This window comes from Maribacter arcticus (assembly GCF_900167935.1).
GTDB classification, from domain to species: Bacteria; Bacteroidota; Bacteroidia; order Flavobacteriales; family Flavobacteriaceae; genus Maribacter; species Maribacter arcticus.
The window spans coordinates 135,768-155,164 of record NZ_FUYL01000007.1 but is presented as its reverse complement, the minus strand read 5'-3'; the positions used below and the strand labels follow the sequence as shown (position 1 = coordinate 155,164).

General features: G+C 36.6%; 14 protein-coding genes. 6 read left to right on the top strand and 8 right to left on the bottom strand.

Going from position 1 to position 19,397, the window contains the following annotated elements; all coding sequences use genetic code 11:
• The first annotated feature begins 124 nt into the window (after positions 1-124).
• From B5X55_RS12255 to B5X55_RS12245, 3 genes are all read left to right on the top strand, one after another.
• Complete coding sequence (locus tag B5X55_RS12255; protein ID WP_079512920.1) at positions 125-5,344, top strand: MBG domain-containing protein; 5,220 nt, start codon at positions 125-127, stop codon at positions 5,342-5,344.
• 165 nt (positions 5,345-5,509) lie between these two features.
• Positions 5,510-6,130, top strand: coding sequence for a Pycsar system effector family protein (locus tag B5X55_RS12250; RefSeq protein ID WP_234999728.1), 621 nt, complete (start codon positions 5,510-5,512; stop codon positions 6,128-6,130).
• A gap of 139 nt (positions 6,131-6,269) precedes the next feature.
• Positions 6,270-7,205, top strand: a complete 936-nt coding sequence (locus B5X55_RS12245; RefSeq protein ID WP_079512919.1) for a LysR substrate-binding domain-containing protein — start codon at positions 6,270-6,272, stop codon at positions 7,203-7,205.
• Between the two features lie 4 nt (positions 7,206-7,209).
• On the opposite strand, the gene B5X55_RS12240 is transcribed toward B5X55_RS12245, so the two are convergent.
• Both B5X55_RS12240 and B5X55_RS12235 read right to left on the bottom strand, forming a co-directional pair.
• Positions 7,210-7,620 carry a lipocalin family protein gene (locus tag B5X55_RS12240; RefSeq protein WP_079512918.1) on the bottom strand — a complete coding sequence of 137 codons (411 nt, stop codon included), beginning with the start codon at positions 7,618-7,620 and terminating at the stop codon, positions 7,210-7,212.
• Between the two features lie 76 nt (positions 7,621-7,696).
• Positions 7,697-7,894, bottom strand: coding sequence for a hypothetical protein (locus tag B5X55_RS12235; protein ID WP_079512917.1), 198 nt, complete (start codon positions 7,892-7,894; stop codon positions 7,697-7,699).
• Between the two features lie 137 nt (positions 7,895-8,031).
• On the opposite strand from B5X55_RS12235, the gene B5X55_RS12230 reads away from it, so the two are divergent.
• Complete coding sequence (locus tag B5X55_RS12230) at positions 8,032-9,300, top strand: D-alanyl-D-alanine carboxypeptidase/D-alanyl-D-alanine-endopeptidase (RefSeq protein WP_079512916.1); 1,269 nt, start codon at positions 8,032-8,034, stop codon at positions 9,298-9,300.
• Here the strand turns inward: B5X55_RS12230 and B5X55_RS12225 are convergent, their stop codons facing one another.
• Together B5X55_RS12225 and nudK are read right to left on the bottom strand one after the other, a co-directional pair.
• Positions 9,301-9,801, bottom strand: a complete 501-nt coding sequence (locus B5X55_RS12225) for a peptide-methionine (S)-S-oxide reductase (protein ID WP_079512915.1) — start codon at positions 9,799-9,801, stop codon at positions 9,301-9,303.
• 23 nt (positions 9,802-9,824) lie between these two features.
• Positions 9,825-10,406, bottom strand: coding sequence for a GDP-mannose pyrophosphatase NudK (gene nudK, locus B5X55_RS12220; RefSeq protein ID WP_079512993.1), 582 nt, complete (start codon positions 10,404-10,406; stop codon positions 9,825-9,827).
• Positions 10,407-10,682: 276 nt separating this feature from the next.
• On the opposite strand from nudK, the gene B5X55_RS12215 reads away from it, so the two are divergent.
• Entirely contained in the window at positions 10,683-12,410 is a 1,728-nt protein-coding gene (locus B5X55_RS12215; RefSeq protein ID WP_079512914.1) for an amidohydrolase, read from the top strand.
• Between the two features lie 7 nt (positions 12,411-12,417).
• Here the strand turns inward: B5X55_RS12215 and B5X55_RS12210 are convergent, their stop codons facing one another.
• The gene (locus B5X55_RS12210; protein ID WP_079512913.1) at positions 12,418-13,014 is read right to left on the bottom strand and encodes a gluconate 2-dehydrogenase subunit 3 family protein; all 597 of its coding nucleotides are present in this window, start codon (positions 13,012-13,014) and stop codon (positions 12,418-12,420) included.
• A 3-nt stretch (positions 13,015-13,017) separates the two neighbouring features.
• Positions 13,018-14,718 (bottom strand): GMC oxidoreductase, encoded by a 1,701-nt coding sequence (locus B5X55_RS12205; protein WP_079512912.1) that lies wholly within the window; start codon positions 14,716-14,718, stop codon positions 13,018-13,020.
• A 329-nt stretch (positions 14,719-15,047) separates the two neighbouring features.
• Here B5X55_RS12205 and B5X55_RS12200 point away from each other — a divergent pair, with 329 nt between their 5' ends.
• Positions 15,048-16,619, top strand: a complete 1,572-nt coding sequence (locus B5X55_RS12200) for a M81 family metallopeptidase (protein ID WP_234999727.1) — start codon at positions 15,048-15,050, stop codon at positions 16,617-16,619.
• Here B5X55_RS12200 and B5X55_RS12195 read toward each other — a convergent pair whose 3' ends face one another.
• Together B5X55_RS12195 and B5X55_RS12190 are read right to left on the bottom strand one after the other, a co-directional pair.
• Entirely contained in the window at positions 16,620-17,273 is a 654-nt protein-coding gene (locus B5X55_RS12195; protein ID WP_079512911.1) for a DUF2461 domain-containing protein, read from the bottom strand.
• 86 nt (positions 17,274-17,359) lie between these two features.
• Positions 17,360-18,415, bottom strand: a complete 1,056-nt coding sequence (locus B5X55_RS12190; RefSeq protein ID WP_079512910.1) for a class I SAM-dependent methyltransferase — start codon at positions 18,413-18,415, stop codon at positions 17,360-17,362.
• Between the last annotated feature and the right edge of the window lie 982 nt (positions 18,416-19,397).

Here is a 19,397-nt window from a genome sequence, read left to right as displayed (position 1 = left end):
TAATACTTGATATAGTACTTTTTATTATATTTAATAGTTCCCTCATTTCAATAAAGCTAATAAATACGTAGTAACGAGAGCTAGGTATTTGTTTAATTTATGGACCACATCAAAACTATTGAATATGAGAACTTCATTACCTTCCACTTCGTTTAGTGCCAATTCACTACTCAATAAACTAGCAAGACCTTTAAATTTATTTTACCTCCTGTTTCTTTGCTCAACAGGTATCGTACTTGGTCAAAATTATGAGACTACAGGATTATCAGATAATTGGGAGGATCCAACCGCTTGGACATGTATAGGTGGTGGCTGTAACAAAAACCCATATCCTAATATTACCATTTCCAATAGCAATGTAACCATTAAGCATAGAATTCTATATAGTTCGAATAACCCCATTAAAATAAATAGGAATGGTAGTTTAATCGTTTTTAATAATGCGATTTTCAGCACGGTGAGTAATATTAATGTTAACACAGCCGGTAATCTTACTGTTACTCAAGGTCAAATTGATATTGGCCCCGGAATTTTAAATAATGATGGGCAAATTACATTGACCAATGCCGTGCTTACGAAAAATGGCAATGTGGTGAACAACGCATCCATTACGCTTCAAAATGCGTGTATCAGCTTAACGGAAGGCAATTTCTTGAATAAAACAACATTATCCGGATCAGGAAGTGTGAAGGCCTTGAATGGAAATATCAATAATTCCGGCACTTGGTCTATTGACGTATTATATTACACAAGTCGAAATACTAGTGGCGTTCCTGGTAGTCAAAGTTCAGTAGAGGAAGTGGATGCAGTTTGCGCTTGTGTTTTGATCAATTGTGATATTTTACCCGGATACCCCCCTAATTCAAAAGTGAACGAACTTATTGGTTCTGCCTTGACATCCCTATCTAGCAATTACGATGCGAATGAAGCGACCAATGAATTCATCTATACTTTGAACGAAAATGGTGAGGTATTGATTGAAATAGTTGTACAATCTGGTCAATATAGCGGTGTCGTTTCCCTTTTAGGTACCTTCAATATATTTCCCGGAGATTTTATTTCAGATGTTTATGACCCCAACGATGATGAACAAGTTATTACCGTTTTCTTTCCGATTTTACGCTTACCGGATTTAAACCCTCATACAGATTTAATCAATCAAGTTTACGAGGTCTCACGCCCTATCCCTAATACGGGACTAATTTCTAGTCAAGGTGATTTTGCCCAAAATTCAGATATCGCTCGATTGGGTTGGAACCTATCCGGAAAAGATGTTAAAATAGGAGTCATTTCCGACAGTTATGATCGTATTAGCGGTGTTCGAAGTTCTTTGGGAGCTGCCGTAGTTCGTGATATTGACAACGGAGATCTACCCAGTGGAGCAAATTCTGTAACAGTATTACAAGATTATCCGTTGGGTGCCGCTAGCGATGAAGGAAGGGCAATGCTACAGATTCTTCACGACGTAGCTCCCGAGGCTGAATTATATTTTACCACTGGCTTTGTTTCCGAAGGTAACATGGCCGCCGGAATTGCCGAATTGGTAGACGCAGGTTGTGATATAATCGTTGACGACCTCACCTACATGAAAGGCCCTTTTTACCGTGATGGTATAGTAGCAGATGCGGTTAATGAAGCTACTTCTCTGGGAGTCTCTTATTTTTCTTCGGCAGGTAATTTTGGAAATAGATCTTACGAAGCCAATTTCAGCGCTTCTGCGTCGCCAAATGGAATACGCCACGAGTTCGAAGGTGGAAATTCACTACAACAACTGCAATTAGAACAGGGTCAATATATCATTGCCTTACAATGGGACGATGATTTTTACTCCTTGGGTTCATTGACAGGTGCCCAAAACGATCTTGATATTTATTTGGCAAACGACAATGGCAGTATCCTTTACGGATTCAATAGAAATAATTTGGGTGCGGACCCGGTTGAGATTATGCCATTTGAAGTAGTGAACCCAACTACTACAAATTTGGTCATTGAAAGAGCCTCAGGTAGAGTAGACCCCGTAGCATTTAAATATGTAGTATTTAGGGCAGGTAATGATGGTAATTTTGCAGTTATTACACCTCCAGATGTTAAGGAAGATGTACTGAATAAATCGACCGTTGTAGGCCATGCCAATGCAGAAGGTGCTATAACTGTAGGTGCTGTTCGCTATGACAATACCCCGTACAAAGGTAAAACCCTTTTGGCACAAAAATCCTCTTCTCGAGGGGGGACGTTTACAGCGGGTACCATAAGAAACAAACCTGATATTATGGCACCTACAGGTGGTGATACATCAGTTGAGTTAGGGGCACCCGAACCCGATTTTAACAATAATTCATTTCCCAATTTCTTCGGCACTTCTGCTTCAGCGCCACATGCAGCAGGATTGGCCGCATTGGTCATCGAAGCAAAAAGTAAATTTATCGATCCGTCGAATACAGATCCTGATTTAGCTATACGAAAACTTATAACAGATAACAGTATCGATATGGGAGCTGCCGGATTTGATTTTACCAACGGATTCGGATTTGTATCGGCAGATAATACCATTGGTGCTTTTTCAAATCCGTTGCCAAATCTCATCAGATTCAATTTAGAAAAATTGGATACGGAAAATTCGAGCCCTGGTGACATTCCTTTTGATTTGATATTGGAAGGAGATTATTTTGATGAAAGTTCTATTGTCATTTTTAGGAAGGATAGTTTGAAAACTACCTTTATCGACTCTAGCACTTTACTTGCAACTATACCCACATTCATTGGAAATCCTCCGATTTATGTATTTACCCCATCTGGCCCTTTAACCAATGGATCGGATGGAGGCGATTCAGAAGTATTGACCTTTGAAGATATACCGATTACCGATATCATCATTAAAGGAGATTCCTTTGAAAGGCATTATGGTGAATCAAATCTTGAATTGACATTTACCACCTTTGTAGACGAAACAGAAATACTACTCGGGCCAGAAATCTTAGAATTATTATTGCCTTCTATTACTATGAGTACACAGGCAATACCAAGTTCTAATACAGGAATCTATGCCATTGATGTTGCGCTTTCTGAGATTAATATTATTCTTAAAGAGCTATATAGTTTTACAACCGAACCTGGTGTTTTGAATATCGTTCCCATGCCAGTGACCATTCAACCACAAGCCTTGGAACCTATTGTATATGGGGATGCCTTACCTGAAATAACGTTTGATTATATTTTTGGGGATCAGGCCGAAGCCAACTTAGGTGTCGATAGCCAAGTAGCTGCTACTTTTGCTGACCATCATGTAAATGCCCTTTCACTCGTCAACGGACTATCCTTAGTAAACGGACTATCCTTGGTCAATGGGCTTTCCTTAGTAAACGGGGAACCAACAATTAATGGATTATCGCTGGTAAACAAAACATTTTTTGTGTCTCAAAGTACGGTGAATCAATCCAACACGATCATTGAAAATGGCTTATCCTTGGTTAATGGAACCGGACAGGAAAAATTAGTGAATTTTGGAGCGGATCTCTTTGCCCCCACCTCCATTGAAAACAATGGTCTATCCTCTATTACTAATGGACTTTCACTGGTGAACGGACTTTCTTTGGTGAATGGTCTTTCCTTAGTGAATGGATTATCCTTGGTGAACGGACTTTCCTTGGTCAATGGATTATCTTTGGTGAATGGATTGTCATTGGTAAATGGACTTTCATTGGTCAATGGGTTATCCTTGGTTAATGGGCAACCTTTACCCAATTCAGATTCTGATAAAATTTTAAACGCCTTCGATAACATTCTTGTCATTGTAAATGTAAGTGATGCTACTAGCGATCAGAACGCAGACCCTATAGATATTAAACCTATAAATGTAATTACTGGCTTGGATGCAGGAACGCAGTATATTATCCCTGGCGGATTTATAGACAGTAATTTTGAAATTAGCTATCGCCCTACTCCAATTGAAATACTACCCGCAGAACTTTCAGTTACTACAGGGGATGCTTCCATCACCTACGGAGATGAAATTCCAGAATTTACCAAAACAATAAACGGCATTAAATTAAGTGATACCGCTACCGAGGTCTTTCCGGGTGGACTTATTTATTCCGTTGCCTGTAGTGCTTGTAGTGTTGCCGAAGGGCCCTATGTAATTAGCGCATCAGCAGAAACGAATAGTCCTAATTATAACATTACTTACGTAAATACCGGTCTTTTGACTGTAATTCCGTTTGATGTTACCATAAGTGCGAACGATGCAACAATAACCTATGGTCAACAAGATCCTTTAGGCTTTACCGCTACAATAGCACCTGAAATGCTTCCTTATGAAGAAACCATACAAAATGTGCTTGGAGATTTTGCATATACCCCTAGCACTGGTTGTACTGATGTTGAGATAATTGAAATAATTTCATCGTCACCCAATACCAATTACAACATAATCCTTGAAAATGGTGTACTTGCAATTTCTGCAACTCAGCTTGATATTAGTGTTGGAACTCGTATTATAAATGAAGGAGACCCCGTTCCTGCTAATTTTGATACAACGGTTACCGGATTAGTTTGTGATGACCAGGCACCGGTGTTTACTGCATTTGTTGTAACAGATCAAAATGGTACGGTGGTGAGCGGTATTCTAGCACTAGGTGAATATTCGGTATCGGCTGATATTTCGAATTTGCAGGGCTACGAAAACTATGATATTAATCTACAACCCGGAACGTTATTTGTTTCCCCAATAGTGGGTTGTAATGAACGTATTAAGGCATCTGATATTTGCAAATCACCAGCTACGCTTATCAATTATCCTCAAATCACGACTAAATTGCGTTTTGAGTATACGAACTCTTTAAGCGTGCCTGTATTTATCAGCAATGGTCCAAACAACATTTTGAAAGGTAACGCCTTTTTTGTTGGAGACTTACCTGAGGTCTTTCTACCCGGAGTGCATACATTTGAAATTTATACGGATGGCCGCAGATTGCAATGGGAAGTCATTAGTAATGGTTGTAGCAGCCCATCAAAATCGGCCAACGGTTCTAATGCAAACCCCTGCGAGGCAACAACCCTGCTAGTGGATATGTCCTCTTTTAGCAATGATGACATTGAGTCCCAACCGACATCGACTGTGTATCCAAACCCGGTTTCCAATTATGTGACTTTACAGCTAAAAGAAAGCATTGAAGCCACTCAACTTGGTGTATTCAATGAAACAGGTCAACTTTTACTATCAAGGGAAATATCTCCCGCCGAAGGTCAAAATATCGAAGTAGACCTTACTTCATTTGAAAAAGGGATATTGTTTTTCCGCTTAGAAAACGAAGGTGAAGCCAGCTACATAAAAGTATTGAAGAATTAGTTATTTCTTTAAAAAAATATAGGCCCAAGTTGGGCCTATATTTTTAAAGTCATTTTTGAGTATTACATAAAACTTAGTACCTTAACTCTTTCCTATGGTACGGGATTTTGTTATTCAATCTATTAACACTATCCAAACAAATAAAACCTTACAAGTATTCGGCATATGACTAAAAAAGAAGCTACCAAAACACATAAATCAGGTAAAAACCATATTTCTAAAAAAGATGCAGAATATTTTAAATTAATAAAAGGTGAAAGTTCGCACACCGAAGAACTTGTAGATCACTATTGGGGAAGTATCAATTATGTTTTTAGCCTTATAAAGGCTTCTGAGATAAAGGCAGGTCTTATTCTTTCATTCTATGGTATTTTACTGAATATAATCTATAGTAATGTGGTAACGGTTTTACAGAAAGACAATAACTCATGGTTACTATATGCACTAATTGTTTCTTGGGTTATTTGTACCATTATTTCCGTCTACTATAGTATTCGTTGTTTTATTCCAAAAATCGAAGATAAATACGACCGAAATATTTTCTTTTTTGGAGATATCATTTCAAAGTTTGGAACCATTAGAGAGTTTTCACAGACTTTTTATAATATAAGTTTAACCGAAGAAGAACTCTTTGACCATTTAGGCCAACAGATTTTCATTAACTCTAAAATATCTGCTTATAAATTTAAATGTGTCAACTACGCCATTCGCTTTTTGGCCATAGGGCTGGCGATACTTTTTTTAGCAATTATTTGTTATTTGGTTACCGAGTTTATATTGAAATAAGTTAAACGCTTATTTTATTAATTCAACCGTATTTCAATTTAAAACCATGAGAAATAAATATAACTCACGTAGTAAACGATATCAATGCTATAGGTTTAAAGAATCGTTTTTAGTAATTTTATAGCTTCAAACTATACACATGACTATTACTCAATTACAATACGTACTTGCGGTTGCAGAGTATAAGAATTTCACCCTTGCGGCCGAGAAAAGTTTTGTAACCCAGCCTACGCTAAGTATGCAAGTTCAAAAATTGGAAGATGAACTCGATATTCTACTTTTTGACAGAAGTAAAAAGCCAATTACCATTACTCAAGTAGGTGAAAAAATAGTGGCTCAGGCTAAAAATATTGTAAATGAGGCAGCTCGAATAAAAGATATTGTAGAACAAGAAAAAAGCTATATCGGTGGTGACTATGTGTTGGGAATCATCCCTACAATTATGCCTACGCTATTACCAATGTTTTTGAAAACCTTTATTCAGAAATATCCGAAGGTAAATCTTATTATCAAGGAGCAGAATACAGAAAGTCTTATTCAAAATATTCAAGATGGACATTTAGATGCAGCCATTGCTGCAACACCTCTAGAAGTTGATTTTATTAAAGAAAGACCGCTGTATTACGAACCTTTTGTAGGCTACGTTCCAAAAGAACATCGCTTAGGTAATAGTACTCAAATAGTTCCTGAAGATTTAGATATTGAAGATATTTTACTCTTACAAGACGGACACTGTTTTAGAGAGGGAGTTTTGAATTTATGTAAAACACCGAAAATTGGTGGCGAACATTTTAGCCTTCAAAGTGGAAGTTTCGAAACATTAATTAATCTCTCTAATGAGGGATTGGGCATGACCCTACTCCCCTATTTGAATACCATTGACCTCGATGAGGCGAAGAAAAAAAACCTCAAATACTTCAAAGACCCGTCCCCCGCACGAGAAGTAAGTCTTATTTATCATAAAAAAGAACTAAAAGTTCAAATTACTGAAGCATTAAAAGATGTTATCACCAGTATAGTTAGAGGTGCCATAGCCTTCCAAGATGTGAAGATTATAAGTCCGTTGAACAAATAAAACATTACTCTTTTTTAAAACGATATAAACACCCTTCTATACACATTGTAGGGTAAAATGGTGAGATAGTTAAAATTGCATTGTCCAATTCAATTTTATAACCTAAGGTATCTGATACTTTTTCATTTTTAAAATAAAAAAATAGTTCATCCTCATTTACTTGAAAATTTCCTTTATAATCTAAAGAATTATCAAAATTTCGTTTTTGAAATAATCCTTTATCCTCAAAAATATATCGAAATCCTTTTTCAACATTTTGCCATTCGGCAGCACCACCAGGACTAATGTAAGATTCGGTAAGTATCCAATTCCCTAATAATTTTTCATTATCGATAGGTACATTTATCGAATCATTATCGTCATTACAAGAAATATTGATAAATAGAAAAGTGCTCAATAAAAATTTCAAGTTCATCGCAACTTTTTAAATAAGATACCTAAATAGTCTTTTGGTTGCTTAAAAAAAAAGAGCCACTTAACGTGGCTCTATATTATGCTTTTAAATAAATTAAACTTGGTTGTAATTCTGGTTTGTCTGTTATATAATTCTCTAACCAAACCTTTAATTCTTCTACCTCTTCTGGTAGCAATGTCAAGAGCGCTTTTTTTAACTCTTTACAGAAAAGAAGAGCATCAAAACTCACTTTTTTAAGAACTGTTTTACTATACTCTAGCATAGAATTTGCCATGATATATGTTAATTAGGTTGTTGTATAAAGGTAAACAGAAATGCCGAATGATTATTGCATACAAAAAGTTAAAGTAAAAGCAACGATGTTAAATTTTTATCGCTTCATCAAGAATAGTATTTTGTAATTTCGAATACATGAAGAAAATAACTTTTATACTACTCATATTTTTTGTTCTAACGTCCTGTATTTCAAAAAAATCTGCTATCTCTAAAGCAATCAATACTACCCTAGCTTCTTCATTTTATAAAAATCAATTTACAGGTATTTTAGTTATCGATGCTAAAACTAAAGACACAATTTACAATCAAGACAGTCATAAGTATTTTATACCTGCTAGTAATACAAAAATCTTCACTCTTTTCGCTGCCTTAAAAACGTTGCCCAAAAAAGCACCGGCAATACGATATATAAATATTAAGGACACCCTTTATTTTGAAGGTACTGGAGACCCCTCTTTTTTACATCCATATTTAAAAGATTCTACGGCACTCAATTTTCTGAAAAATCAAAGTAACCTTGCATTTGTTTCTGGGAATTTTCAAGATGAAAAATATGGTGCAGGTTGGGCTTGGGACGATTATCAATGGTATTATTCTCCTGAACGAAATGCACTACCTATAAACGGAAATGTGGTAGTATCGTATAAGAATACTGAGCTGGTGGTATCTCCTCCATATTTTAAAGACAGTGTTATAGAAATTTTGCATAAGGATAATAGAAATGAATTTTCAAATATTTTCTACTACCCACCCCAATCTAAAGATACCTTAGAAACTCCTTTTATTACAAGTCTACAAACCTCAACTTCTATTTTAGAGCAAGCATTGGGCAAAAAAATTTCAACAGTTGTAACCATGCCTATAGGGAACAAAGAAACCTTATACGGTATTGAAACGGATACGCTTTATAAAAGAATGATGCATGAGAGCGACAATTTTATTGCTGAACAGCTTTTATTCATGGCCGCTTCTGAATTAAAAGACACATTAAACAGTAACTTAATTAGAACACATATCTTAGAAAATGAGTTGCAAGATTTAGCTCAACAACCCAGATGGGTCGATGGGTCAGGACTATCGCGTTACAACCTTTTTACACCACAAAATATGGTGAATGTATTAGATAGACTCTATGTAATGGTTTCAGAAAAACGACTGTATACTATTTTCCCTGCGGGTGGTTTATCTGGCACTTTGAAAAATAGATTTGCTGGAGATAAACAGCCATACATCTATGCAAAGTCTGGTAGTTTAAGTAATAATTATTGTTTAAGTGGGTACCTACTGACCAAATCTGGTAAAACACTGATTTTTAGTTTTATGAATAATCATTTTAGAGAATCGCTATCAGACGAAAGATTACGCCTTGAACAAATGCTGCATACTTTACGAGACAACTATTAGCTACGACACTTTTGTAGCAACGTGTTCTGCATATTTCTCCTTAAGCAGTTGAATCTTAGGTGAAATGTGAGTCTTACAAAACGGTTTTTCAATATCGCTTAAATAATAGTTATGGAATTTTTCTTCGGATGATTTAAACTGACCAAAGGGAAGAATAGAAGTAATTATAGGAGTGCTCAGCTCTTTTTGGAACTCATTCATGATTAACTTTAAGAATTCCTCATCTTCCTTCATGAAATAATATACGGCAGAACGATATTTGTGCCGCATAGAATGGTTTTGAGTACTTTGATGCGTGTCTAAATGAATGGCAACCAAATCTTTTAATTCAATTACCTCAGCGTTATAATGAACAATTACAGCTTCTGACAAGTTATCGATATCGCCTTGTGGGCCAATGAAACCCTGCTCTACTTTCGCAACACCTTTAAGCACCATAAATACAGCTTCGGTACACCAATGGCAACCTCCACCAAATCCTATTTTTCGTACATTCTGCATACCATTCTGTCGGACAAAATAATTTAAACTAACGCATTCAATTTTGCATATTGTAGCAACATAATGGTTTTTGAGTCATTAATCTCACCTGTATTAATCATATCCATTGCCTTTTCAAAATTTAATTCTAAAACCTCAATATTCTCCGTTTCATCTTCAGCACCACCACCTTCGCTCACTTTCATGCTTTCATCATATTCCCCAACAAATAAATAGAGAATCTCGGTCACCGAGCCAGGTGACATATAGGTTTGCATCACTTTTTTAACGTTGCTGATTTTATACCCAGTTTCTTCTTCGGTTTCTTTTCTTACACAGTCAGCAGGATTATCACCGTCTAGCAGTCCGGCACAAACCTCTATCATCATTCCATCATCATTACCATTCACATACGTGGGCATTCTGAATTGCTTTGTCAGCACAACAGTACCTTTATTAGCATTATACAATAGAATGGCAGCACCATTGCCACGGTCATACGCCTCTCGTTGTTGGGTTTCCCAAGTACCATCTGGTTTCTGGTATTCAAAGGTGTATTTATTAAGGGTGTACCAGTTATCCGATAGAATTTCTCTTTTAATATCTTTTACTTTTTTGTTTGACATCTGTAATTTCATTTATTTTAAAATACTCTTTTAATTTTAACTAAAAATGATTTCTATATCTTAAACAAGACTTACTAACCTAGCTCAAAACTACAGAGTACATGGCATCATAATGCATACTTTTCCATCCCGTACTTTTCAAAAAACTAAGTTACAAACTACCCGAATGTTACGTTATACTAAATTACCCTCGTTGGTAATTAAATAAATGGATAATGAGAAACTAGAAAACAATTTGACTTTAAAATCGTAACTTAAATTTTCAAAACCAAACCAATGAAATTATCAAATTCAATTTTTTGGAGCTTAGCAATGAGTCTCCTTATGATTACTGCATGTTCTGGTCCAAAAAAGGAAGCCGCAACATTACTAATTTACGGAGGTCCAATTTACACTGTTGATTCTGTTCAAACTAGAGTTGAAGCTGTAGTTACAAAAGATAGTATTATACTTTTTGCGGGTAATCTTGAAGAAGCTGAAAAATACAAAAATGAACAAACCCAAGTCATTGATTTAAAAGGAAAAACCATGACCCCTGGTCTCATTGAAGGGCATGGCCACTTTATGGGATTGGGTAATTCTGAACTAGAAATTGATTTGCTCAATACAACAAGCTATCAAGAAATTATAGATATCGTTGCAGAAGCAGTAAAAAAGGCAGAGCCAGGTGAATGGATAATTGGAGGAGGCTGGCACCAAAGTAAATGGGATTCATTACCAGCAGATGCTGTAAATGGATTTCAAACACATGACTTGTTAAGTGCCGTAACTCCAAATAACCCTGTGTATCTATCTCATGCTAGTGGTCATGCAGGCTTTGCAAATGCCAAGGCTATGGAAATTGCTGGTTTACAAATATTATCAAAAGAAGGAATTGATAAATTTGAGATTGAAGGCGGTGAAGTTATGCGCGACAAAACAGGAAGGCTTACCGGTATTTTTAATGAGCGTGCTCAACGCTTAATCTATCAACATATTCCCCAAGACTCTCCAGAAAAAAAAGCTAAAGCTTTTGATTTGGCTGTAAAGGCTTGCCATAGAAATGGTATAACAAGCTTTCATGATGCTGGTATTGGAAGCCAAACCTTAAAATTTTATGAAAATGCCAAGGCAGCGAATAAAATGAATGTACGTATATACGCTATGCTTCGAGGTGGTGATAAAGACTTATTAAATGAATGGTATAAAAAAGGACCTTTTATTGACCCAGACAATCGCTTGACCATACGATCTATAAAACTAAGTTGCGATGGTGCTTTAGGGTCTCGTGGTGCGTGGTTGTTAGAACCCTATACCGACCGACCAGGACACTTTGGACATGAAACTCTACCCATGAAAATGGTTCAAGAAACTGCCTTAAATGGTTTGCGAAACGGTTTTCAAGTTTGCTCCCATGCCATTGGTGATCGTGCCAATAAAGAAATTTTAGACCGTTACGAAGCTGCCTTTGTAGAATTGCCTAATTTGAAAACGGATCACAGATTTCGAATAGAACATGCCCAACATTTACACCCTGATGATATTCCTCGTTTTACAGAACTAGGTGTAATACCAGCAATGCAAGCTGTGCACTTGTCTTCCGATAGACCTTGGGCTATTGACCGTTTAGGTGAAAAACGAATTAAAGAAGGTGCATATATGTGGCAAGACCTTTTAAAAAGCGGCATACCTATTGTCAACGGTACTGACGTTCCCGTAGAGCCTCTAAATCCGATTGCGAGTTTGTATGCGAGTATAAGTCGAAAAACTTTAAAGGGTACTCCTGAAGGTGGTTATGAACCTGAACAAAAAATGACCAGAGAACAAGCCTTGAAATCATATACCCTTGATGCTGCCTATGGCGCTTTCGAAGAAAATATTAAAGGCTCAATTACTGCTGGAAAATTAGCCGACTTTACTATTTACGATCAGGATATTATGACCATACCCGAAGATGAATTCTTAAAAACAGAAATAGCCATGACCATTTTTAATGGCGATGTTGTTTATAAAAAAAATGAATAATTTAAGTTTATCCTAAACTCCATTTGTTTCCTACTTCAGATAAAGGCTTACATGGCTCATATTTGCCTGGTATAGGGTCGTAGCTTAGTACATTTTCTCCCATCTCTTCTGATGTAAAATAGGCCCAAATGGCCATGGACTTCATTGACCTGTAAAAACCGATAGTTTCTTGTGGACCTACTCCCGTACCCCAAACTCCCGAGCCAAACTTCCCTGAATTTGTTTCTGCCTCTGTCAACACCTTGGTGCTATCTTCGGTATTCAAATTGATGAAAATATCGCCGTAATTCTCTTTGCAATTCTTATTAAAAGCTGCAATATCAGCTCTCATACTATCTTGCCCTTCTTTATCATAAGTTTTAGCAATAACCTTATCTATAAAAATATCAGACTTCACATCTAACGCACCTGGCGTATCTGTTCTCGGTAAAATCATATCCACTAGCTTAGCAATAGTTTTCGCCTCTACATCGGTGAAAAATAAAGGTTGCCAATCTAATCTGGTTTCCGTTTTGCACGATTCAAATAAGGAAAGCATAGAAGGCATTAAAATCGTTGCTCCTGCAAAAAGTCCTGTTTTTCGTAACGCTTTTCTTCTGTCCATAGCTTAGATATTTAGTTTTTTTAATTCAGATACCGCATGGTTCGCTGCTCTCGCAGTTAATGCCATATAGGTTAACGAAGGGTTTACACATGATGATGACGTCATACAAGCACCGTCGGTGACAAATACATTTTTAGCGGCATGAACCTGATTGAATTCGTTTAAAACAGACGTCTTTGGATCACGCCCCATTCGTGCTGTTCCCATTTCATGAACACCATATCCCGGTGGATGCTCATTATCAAAGCCCAAAACATCTTTAACACCGGCCTTCGTTAGCATTTCTACAGCATCTTCCTGTATTTGTTTGTTCAATGCTTTCTCATTGGCTTTAAATTCAGCATCAATGGTTAATGTAGGTTGTCCCCATTTATCTAAAACATCCGAATTCAATGAAATTTTATTATCGTGATAAGGCAAGCATTCTGCAAATCCTGTGATGAACATTTCCCAGCCGCCAGGCTTTAAAATACTATCTTTGTAATCTGCTCCAAAGGCTTCAATATTGGCAGGATTACCACCTCTGTAGGCACCACCTTGATACCCAAAACCACGCAAGAATTTATCTGATTTACTTTTCTCATCAATATTTACATATCTAGGAATGTAAATACCATTAGGCCTTCTTCCTTTATAATATTTATCATCAAAGCCATCAACTTTACCTATCGCTCCCACTCTATAGGTATGATCCATTAAGTTATGCCCTAACTCACCACTATCATTTCCTAATCCGTTTTCAAAACGGTTAGACTTCGAATTCATTAAAATTTGAGTGGTACTCAAGGTTGATGCGTTTACAAAAATGATTTTGGCCGAATATTCTATATCCTCGTTTGTTTCCGAGTCTATAATTCGAACTCCTGTAGCTTTTCCTTTTGTTTCGTCATAAATTAACGATTGAACAATTGAATAAGGACGTATCGTTAAATTACCCGTAGCATTCGCTGGTGGTAAGGTTACTGCATTACTACTAAAGTAAGCGCCATAAGGACACCCACGGCTACATCTATTTCTATTTTGACACTGTCCCCTACCATTATGTGGTTGGGTTAAATGTGCAACCCGACCAATAATCATATTTCTACCCGCAAACTGTTCTTCAATTCTACTTTTTACGTGTTTCTCAACACAGTTAAGTTCCATAGGTGGTAAAAAATGACTATCGGGTAATTGTGGCAATCCTAATGCTTCGCCACTTATACCTGCAAATTTCTCAACATAGGTATACCAAGGTTCAATGTCTTTATATCGAATTGGCCAATCTACCCCATGACCATCTTTTGCGTTTGCTTCAAAATCTAAATCGCTCCATCGGTAGGTTTGCTTACCCCACAATAAAGACTTACCACCCATTTGATGACCACGTAACCATAAAAAGGGCTTCTCTTCTGTATAAGGGTTTGCAGCGTCATCTGCCCAAAAATGTTCGGTATCGGTACCAATCCATCCAGAACGGATTGCTTTGTAATGTTTTTCTTTTTGGTCAGGAGTTAAACCTCCTCTGAGCTCCATATCCCAAGGGTCTAGATTCATGGTAGGATAATCCACTACGTGCTCCACAATGGGTCCGCGTTCTAACACCAAAACTTTTAATCCTTTTTCACATAATTCTTTTGCTGCCCATCCTCCACTAATTCCGGATCCAATGACTATGGCATCATAGGTCATCTCCTTTTTAGCATCAATATTAAAGTTTGCCATTATATATGTTGCGTTGATTTCACCTCCTAATTTAGTTATTTATCTACATAAGTCAACCAAAGCAGAAGGTTCTAATATATTTCTACATTTAATTTGGAAAAAAAAGTTGACTCAATTTAATTGTGAGTACGGTACATATTAGCCTTCGATGTAATTTATGCTAGGTTATAGGTCTTACGTGCTTTCGAAAACCTTTTCGTAAAAAGTATACTCACAAACTTATTGTTTGGTAACATTGATAGGTTTAAAAGGGTTATTTAGCAAAACTATTATTTTATAAATGGCTTTTTCTCTATCTTTTCAACACGAACCATTAATCATCAACCACCTTGAAAAACTTATACATTTATGCCGTTTTACTTTTAGTTTTTGCTTCGTCTTGTAAAGAGAACCAAACGAACAATGAACAAATGCAATTACCAAGAATCGCTATCGCGGGATTAGGAATTGAGAGTAGTACGTTCTCGCCTGCCCTTTCTACAGAAGAAGCATTTCATGCGAAAATTGGAGATTCGGTCTATTCCAGATATCCTTTTTTACAGGTTGATTCTTTACAAAGACAACGAGCCGAATGGATACCGACCTTGGTTGGAAAATCACTTCCTGGTGGAACGGTAACCCGAGAAGCATATGAATCTTTGGTGACGAAAAGCTTAATAATGTTAAAAGAGAATGGCCCGTATGACGGACTCTTTTTTGATATTCATGGTGCCATGAGTGTTGTAGGCTTAGATGATCCTGAAGGAGATTTGATAGCGCGTATACGTGCCGTTATTGGTGATGATGTACTTATCTCTACTTCTATGGACTTGCATGGTAATGTCTCTGAACGATTGGCGATGCATTCTGATTTAATTACGTGTTACCGTATGGCACCGCATGAAGATGCTATCGAATCTAAAAAAAGAGCGGTTACCAATCTTTTAGATAGACTTGAAAATGGTAAAGGAAAACCTACCTATAAAGCTTGGGTACCGGTGCCAATTTTACTGCCAGGAGAAAAAACCAGTACACGAATAGAGCCTGGCAAAAGTTTGTATGCGAAAATTCCGGATATCACAAAACAAGAAGGCGTAATTGATGCGGCAATTTGGATTGGCTATGCTTGGGCAGATGAACCACGAAATCATGCGGTGGTAATGGTTACTGGTGATGATAAAGAGCAAGTTGAAAAAGGTGCAGAAAAATTAGCGCAAAGCTTTTGGGACGTTCGAAAGCAATTTGAATTCGTTGCCCCAACCACTACATTAGATGAAAGTTTGAAATTAGCATTGGCCAGTGATAAAAAACCTTATATGATAAGTGATATGGGTGATAACCCTACCGCTGGTGGTGCAGGTGATGTCACATGGACGTTGAAAGAATTACTCGCAAGACCAGAATTTAAATCTGAAAAAGGTAAATCTTTAATTTACGCTTCTATACCTGGTCCTGAATTTGTTGAAAAAGCTCTTGAAATAGGAGTAGGTGGAAAAATTAAAGCTGAAGCTGGTGCTGCCGTAGATAATCGATTCGCTGGACCATTACTTTTAGATGGAACCATTACTGCTATTAAAGAAGGTGATACCAATGCGGAGATTGAAGTTGTTGTAAAAGTTGGAAGTATACATGTTATTGTTACCAAGAAAAGAAAGCCTTATCACCACCTGAGTGACTTTACCAACTTAGGACTGAACCCGAAAGAAACGGATATCGTGGTAGTGAAAATAGGGTATTTAGTACCTGAGTTATATGACATACGAGGAGATTGGACTATGGCATTGACACCTGGTGGTGTTGATCAAGATTTGAATCGATTGGGCTATAAGCGTATTAAAAGGCCTATGTTTCCTTTAGATTCAGATATGGAAAACCCTGATTTATCTGTACGATGGATACCGGCTTCAAATACGAAAGAATAATTAAACGGTAATTGCCTTGTTTAAATAACGCCTAAATGGTAACATTTCTGTGTACACTTCAATTAATTTTTCATCGAAATTTTCATTGAAAGTCTGCTCTGTTGAAAAGGTTGTTTCAACCCCAAAGGTTTTATGCCGAAGCAATTCTATGTGCTTGTGGTCATTAGAAAATCCTTTTGGAGATTTGGTCAATTTCGCATCTTCATATAGTTCTCCAAACAGATTTTTAAAGGATTTTTTATTTAGAATCTTCTGAAGCTCTTCACCATCATAATCAATAGCATCACGAACGCTTCTTAAAACTTTTGGTTCTGGTCGCCAGAGTCCACCTGCGAAAATGCATCTATCAATACCTAGCTCAAAATAGAAGTCTGCTGTCTTTGGCTTCTTATCAAATCCTGCTCCAAAATGGTCTTTATACACTGGTTTATTCGGGTGAAACATGAGATTATTATTAATACGATTAATTCCTTTTTTACCGGGCGTATCATAATATTCATCATCTAAAACCGATAGTCTAGTATTCATACTATCTAACCAACCAATAAATTCATTTCGAACTTCTTTATACCATTTGCGATTGGTATCCATCCATTCTTTATTGTTATTCCTTTGGAGTTCTTTGAGGAATTCAATTTGGTTTTTGAAGTTCATTACTTAGTTAATTGTTGGTAATAGTATAACGAAAGAAGTAATAAATATCATGTTTTTTCTAAAAATACTGTAACATGTAAGTTTATTTAAGGCCTTGCTTCCAAGATTAAATTAAAGGGAGTTTCCATGGCTCTCTTAAACCTTGAAAAGCCTCCTTTGGTAATCACCTCTTTTAATTTCTTTTCCCCGGCTTGGGCGCCTAAAGCAAGTCCTACTTCTTGGTTTAGTGAACAAGGCGTACATAGCATTGTGGAGAAAGCATAAAATGCCCTCCCTACAGGATTTAAGTTTTCTTCTAAAGAATCTTTTGCGAAAGGCTCAACTACCATACAGGTGCCATCAGGTTTAAGTGCTGCTTTTGTATGGGCACAGGCACCCACAGGATCTCCCATATCGTGTAGACAATCAAAGTAGGCGATGAAATCATAATCAGTACCTGGAAAATCTTTGGCAGTGGCTACTTCAAAAGATATGTTGGTCAAACCGGCTGCCTTCGCTCTTTCTTTTGCTTGCGAAATGGATGGCGCATGAAAATCAAATCCGATAAAAGAGGAATTGGGAAATGCTTTTGCCATGATAATGGTAGAAGCTGCATGACCACAGCCGATGTCCGCTACTTTTGCTCCTTTCTCTAATTTCTCAACAAGACCCTCCATAGACGGAAGCCAATTGGAAATTAAATTTCCTTCATAAGAGGGACTAAAAAACTTTTCCGTTCCGCAAAATAGGCAGTTGTTATGGTCGCCCCAAGAAACACCTTCCCCCGTTTTAAAGGCCTTTTCTATTTTTGGTTCATCATGATATACTGAGGAAATAGCATAAAAAGCTCCGGTCATAAAAACCGGACTCTTTCTATTCCCAAAAACCATAGTTTGCTCTGGGGTCATGGAGAATTTTTGCGTGTCGGCATGGTATTGCACATAACCCGAAGCGGCTTGTGCCGATAGCCATTCTCTCACATATCTTTCAGCGGTATTGGTTTTTGAGGCTAATTCGCTTGAGGATAAAGGTTCTGATTCTGATAGTGTGGTGTAGAGGCCTAATTTATCTCCAATAGTTACTAATGGTCCGTTTGCAGCGGCTCCCATTTCGGTTACGACTTTACCTAATAAGGCGTGTAATTTTTCTTCATTTAATTCCATAAGATCTTTATTTAAATGGTTTATTTATGTCGACCACATTGGTCGCCTTTTGCAATTCGAACTGGGGGAATCGGATGCTAAACATATTGAGGGAATAGGATGTTAGCTTTCTTCAGTACAATTTAAAATACTTTCAAACAGATGACTGTTACTATTTATTCATTCACTAGCAGTATTTATGAATCAACAAATGAATATGCTTACTAAGATAGTAAAAATAGTCAATTAATGGATTTTAATACACTCATAATCAATTATTTACCTTCTTTACTTGCGGGTAACCAAATTCCTCTTTAAACGGACGACTTAACCAAGAAGGGTTATTAAAACCAGTCTAGTAAGGATTTATGTGAAGATTGAAACAGTTCGTTTGCTTTTTACATGCGTATAACGCTAATAAAATTAGTGGTTGATTTGTCCGTTAATCACTTTAATTTTCTGTAAATCCGAAATTAACTTAAGTTTATTTCATTGGCCAATTGTGATGGACCAAAATTGACATCATCTAAATTGGAATGCATGTTTTCAATCACTTGTTCCGAAAAATTAGTCTGCAAATTCTCTGCCTTCTGCTTTAACTAAGGATGATAATCCGTTTTTACCTAATTTGCTAATTAATTTTTTTCGAACTAAAATCAGCTGATACAAGGGTGTAAATAGTTCTTCTTTATAAAAGGTTTTGCAAAATAGTCATCCCCTCCATAAGGTAATTCTTTTAATCGGTCTTCGGTAGTTTCTTTAGCGATTAAAGCATGTGTTTTTTTAGATGAAATCCACTCCTTTTTTTGCTAATTATACATAGGTCATTAAATCGTTCTATAACCACAATTTGTATTATTCAATATTTAGAGGGTATTTGTATACTATAAATAAAAATCTTTACCACCATTTTTTTTGTATTTAGGATGATTTTTATAGGATTCAAATATATAATACTTAAATAAATCAACTTTTCATAATTGACCTAATTATCTTAAAGTTG

What these genes read in the sequence shown, in the direction of transcription:
- B5X55_RS12195 (WP_079512911.1), bottom strand. Translation starts at nt 17,273, where the DNA reads ATGAACTTCAAAAACCAAATTGAATTCCTCAAAGAACTCCAAAGGAAT.
- B5X55_RS12215 (WP_079512914.1), top strand. Translation starts at nt 10,683, where the DNA reads ATGAAATTATCAAATTCAATTTTTTGGAGCTTAGCAATGAGTCTCCTT.
- B5X55_RS12250 (WP_234999728.1), top strand. Translation starts at nt 5,510, where the DNA reads ATGACTAAAAAAGAAGCTACCAAAACACATAAATCAGGTAAAAACCAT.
- nudK (WP_079512993.1), bottom strand. Translation starts at nt 10,406, where the DNA reads ATGTCAAACAAAAAAGTAAAAGATATTAAAAGAGAAATTCTATCGGAT.
- B5X55_RS12255 (WP_079512920.1), top strand. Translation starts at nt 125, where the DNA reads ATGAGAACTTCATTACCTTCCACTTCGTTTAGTGCCAATTCACTACTC.
- B5X55_RS12240 (WP_079512918.1), bottom strand. Translation starts at nt 7,620, where the DNA reads ATGAACTTGAAATTTTTATTGAGCACTTTTCTATTTATCAATATTTCT.
- B5X55_RS12230 (WP_079512916.1), top strand. Translation starts at nt 8,032, where the DNA reads ATGAAGAAAATAACTTTTATACTACTCATATTTTTTGTTCTAACGTCC.
- B5X55_RS12210 (WP_079512913.1), bottom strand. Translation starts at nt 13,014, where the DNA reads ATGGACAGAAGAAAAGCGTTACGAAAAACAGGACTTTTTGCAGGAGCA.
- B5X55_RS12205 (WP_079512912.1), bottom strand. Translation starts at nt 14,718, where the DNA reads ATGGCAAACTTTAATATTGATGCTAAAAAGGAGATGACCTATGATGCC.
- B5X55_RS12190 (WP_079512910.1), bottom strand. Translation starts at nt 18,415, where the DNA reads ATGGAATTAAATGAAGAAAAATTACACGCCTTATTAGGTAAAGTCGTA.
- B5X55_RS12245 (WP_079512919.1), top strand. Translation starts at nt 6,270, where the DNA reads ATGACTATTACTCAATTACAATACGTACTTGCGGTTGCAGAGTATAAG.
- B5X55_RS12235 (WP_079512917.1), bottom strand. Translation starts at nt 7,894, where the DNA reads ATGGCAAATTCTATGCTAGAGTATAGTAAAACAGTTCTTAAAAAAGTG.
- B5X55_RS12225 (WP_079512915.1), bottom strand. Translation starts at nt 9,801, where the DNA reads ATGCAGAATGTACGAAAAATAGGATTTGGTGGAGGTTGCCATTGGTGT.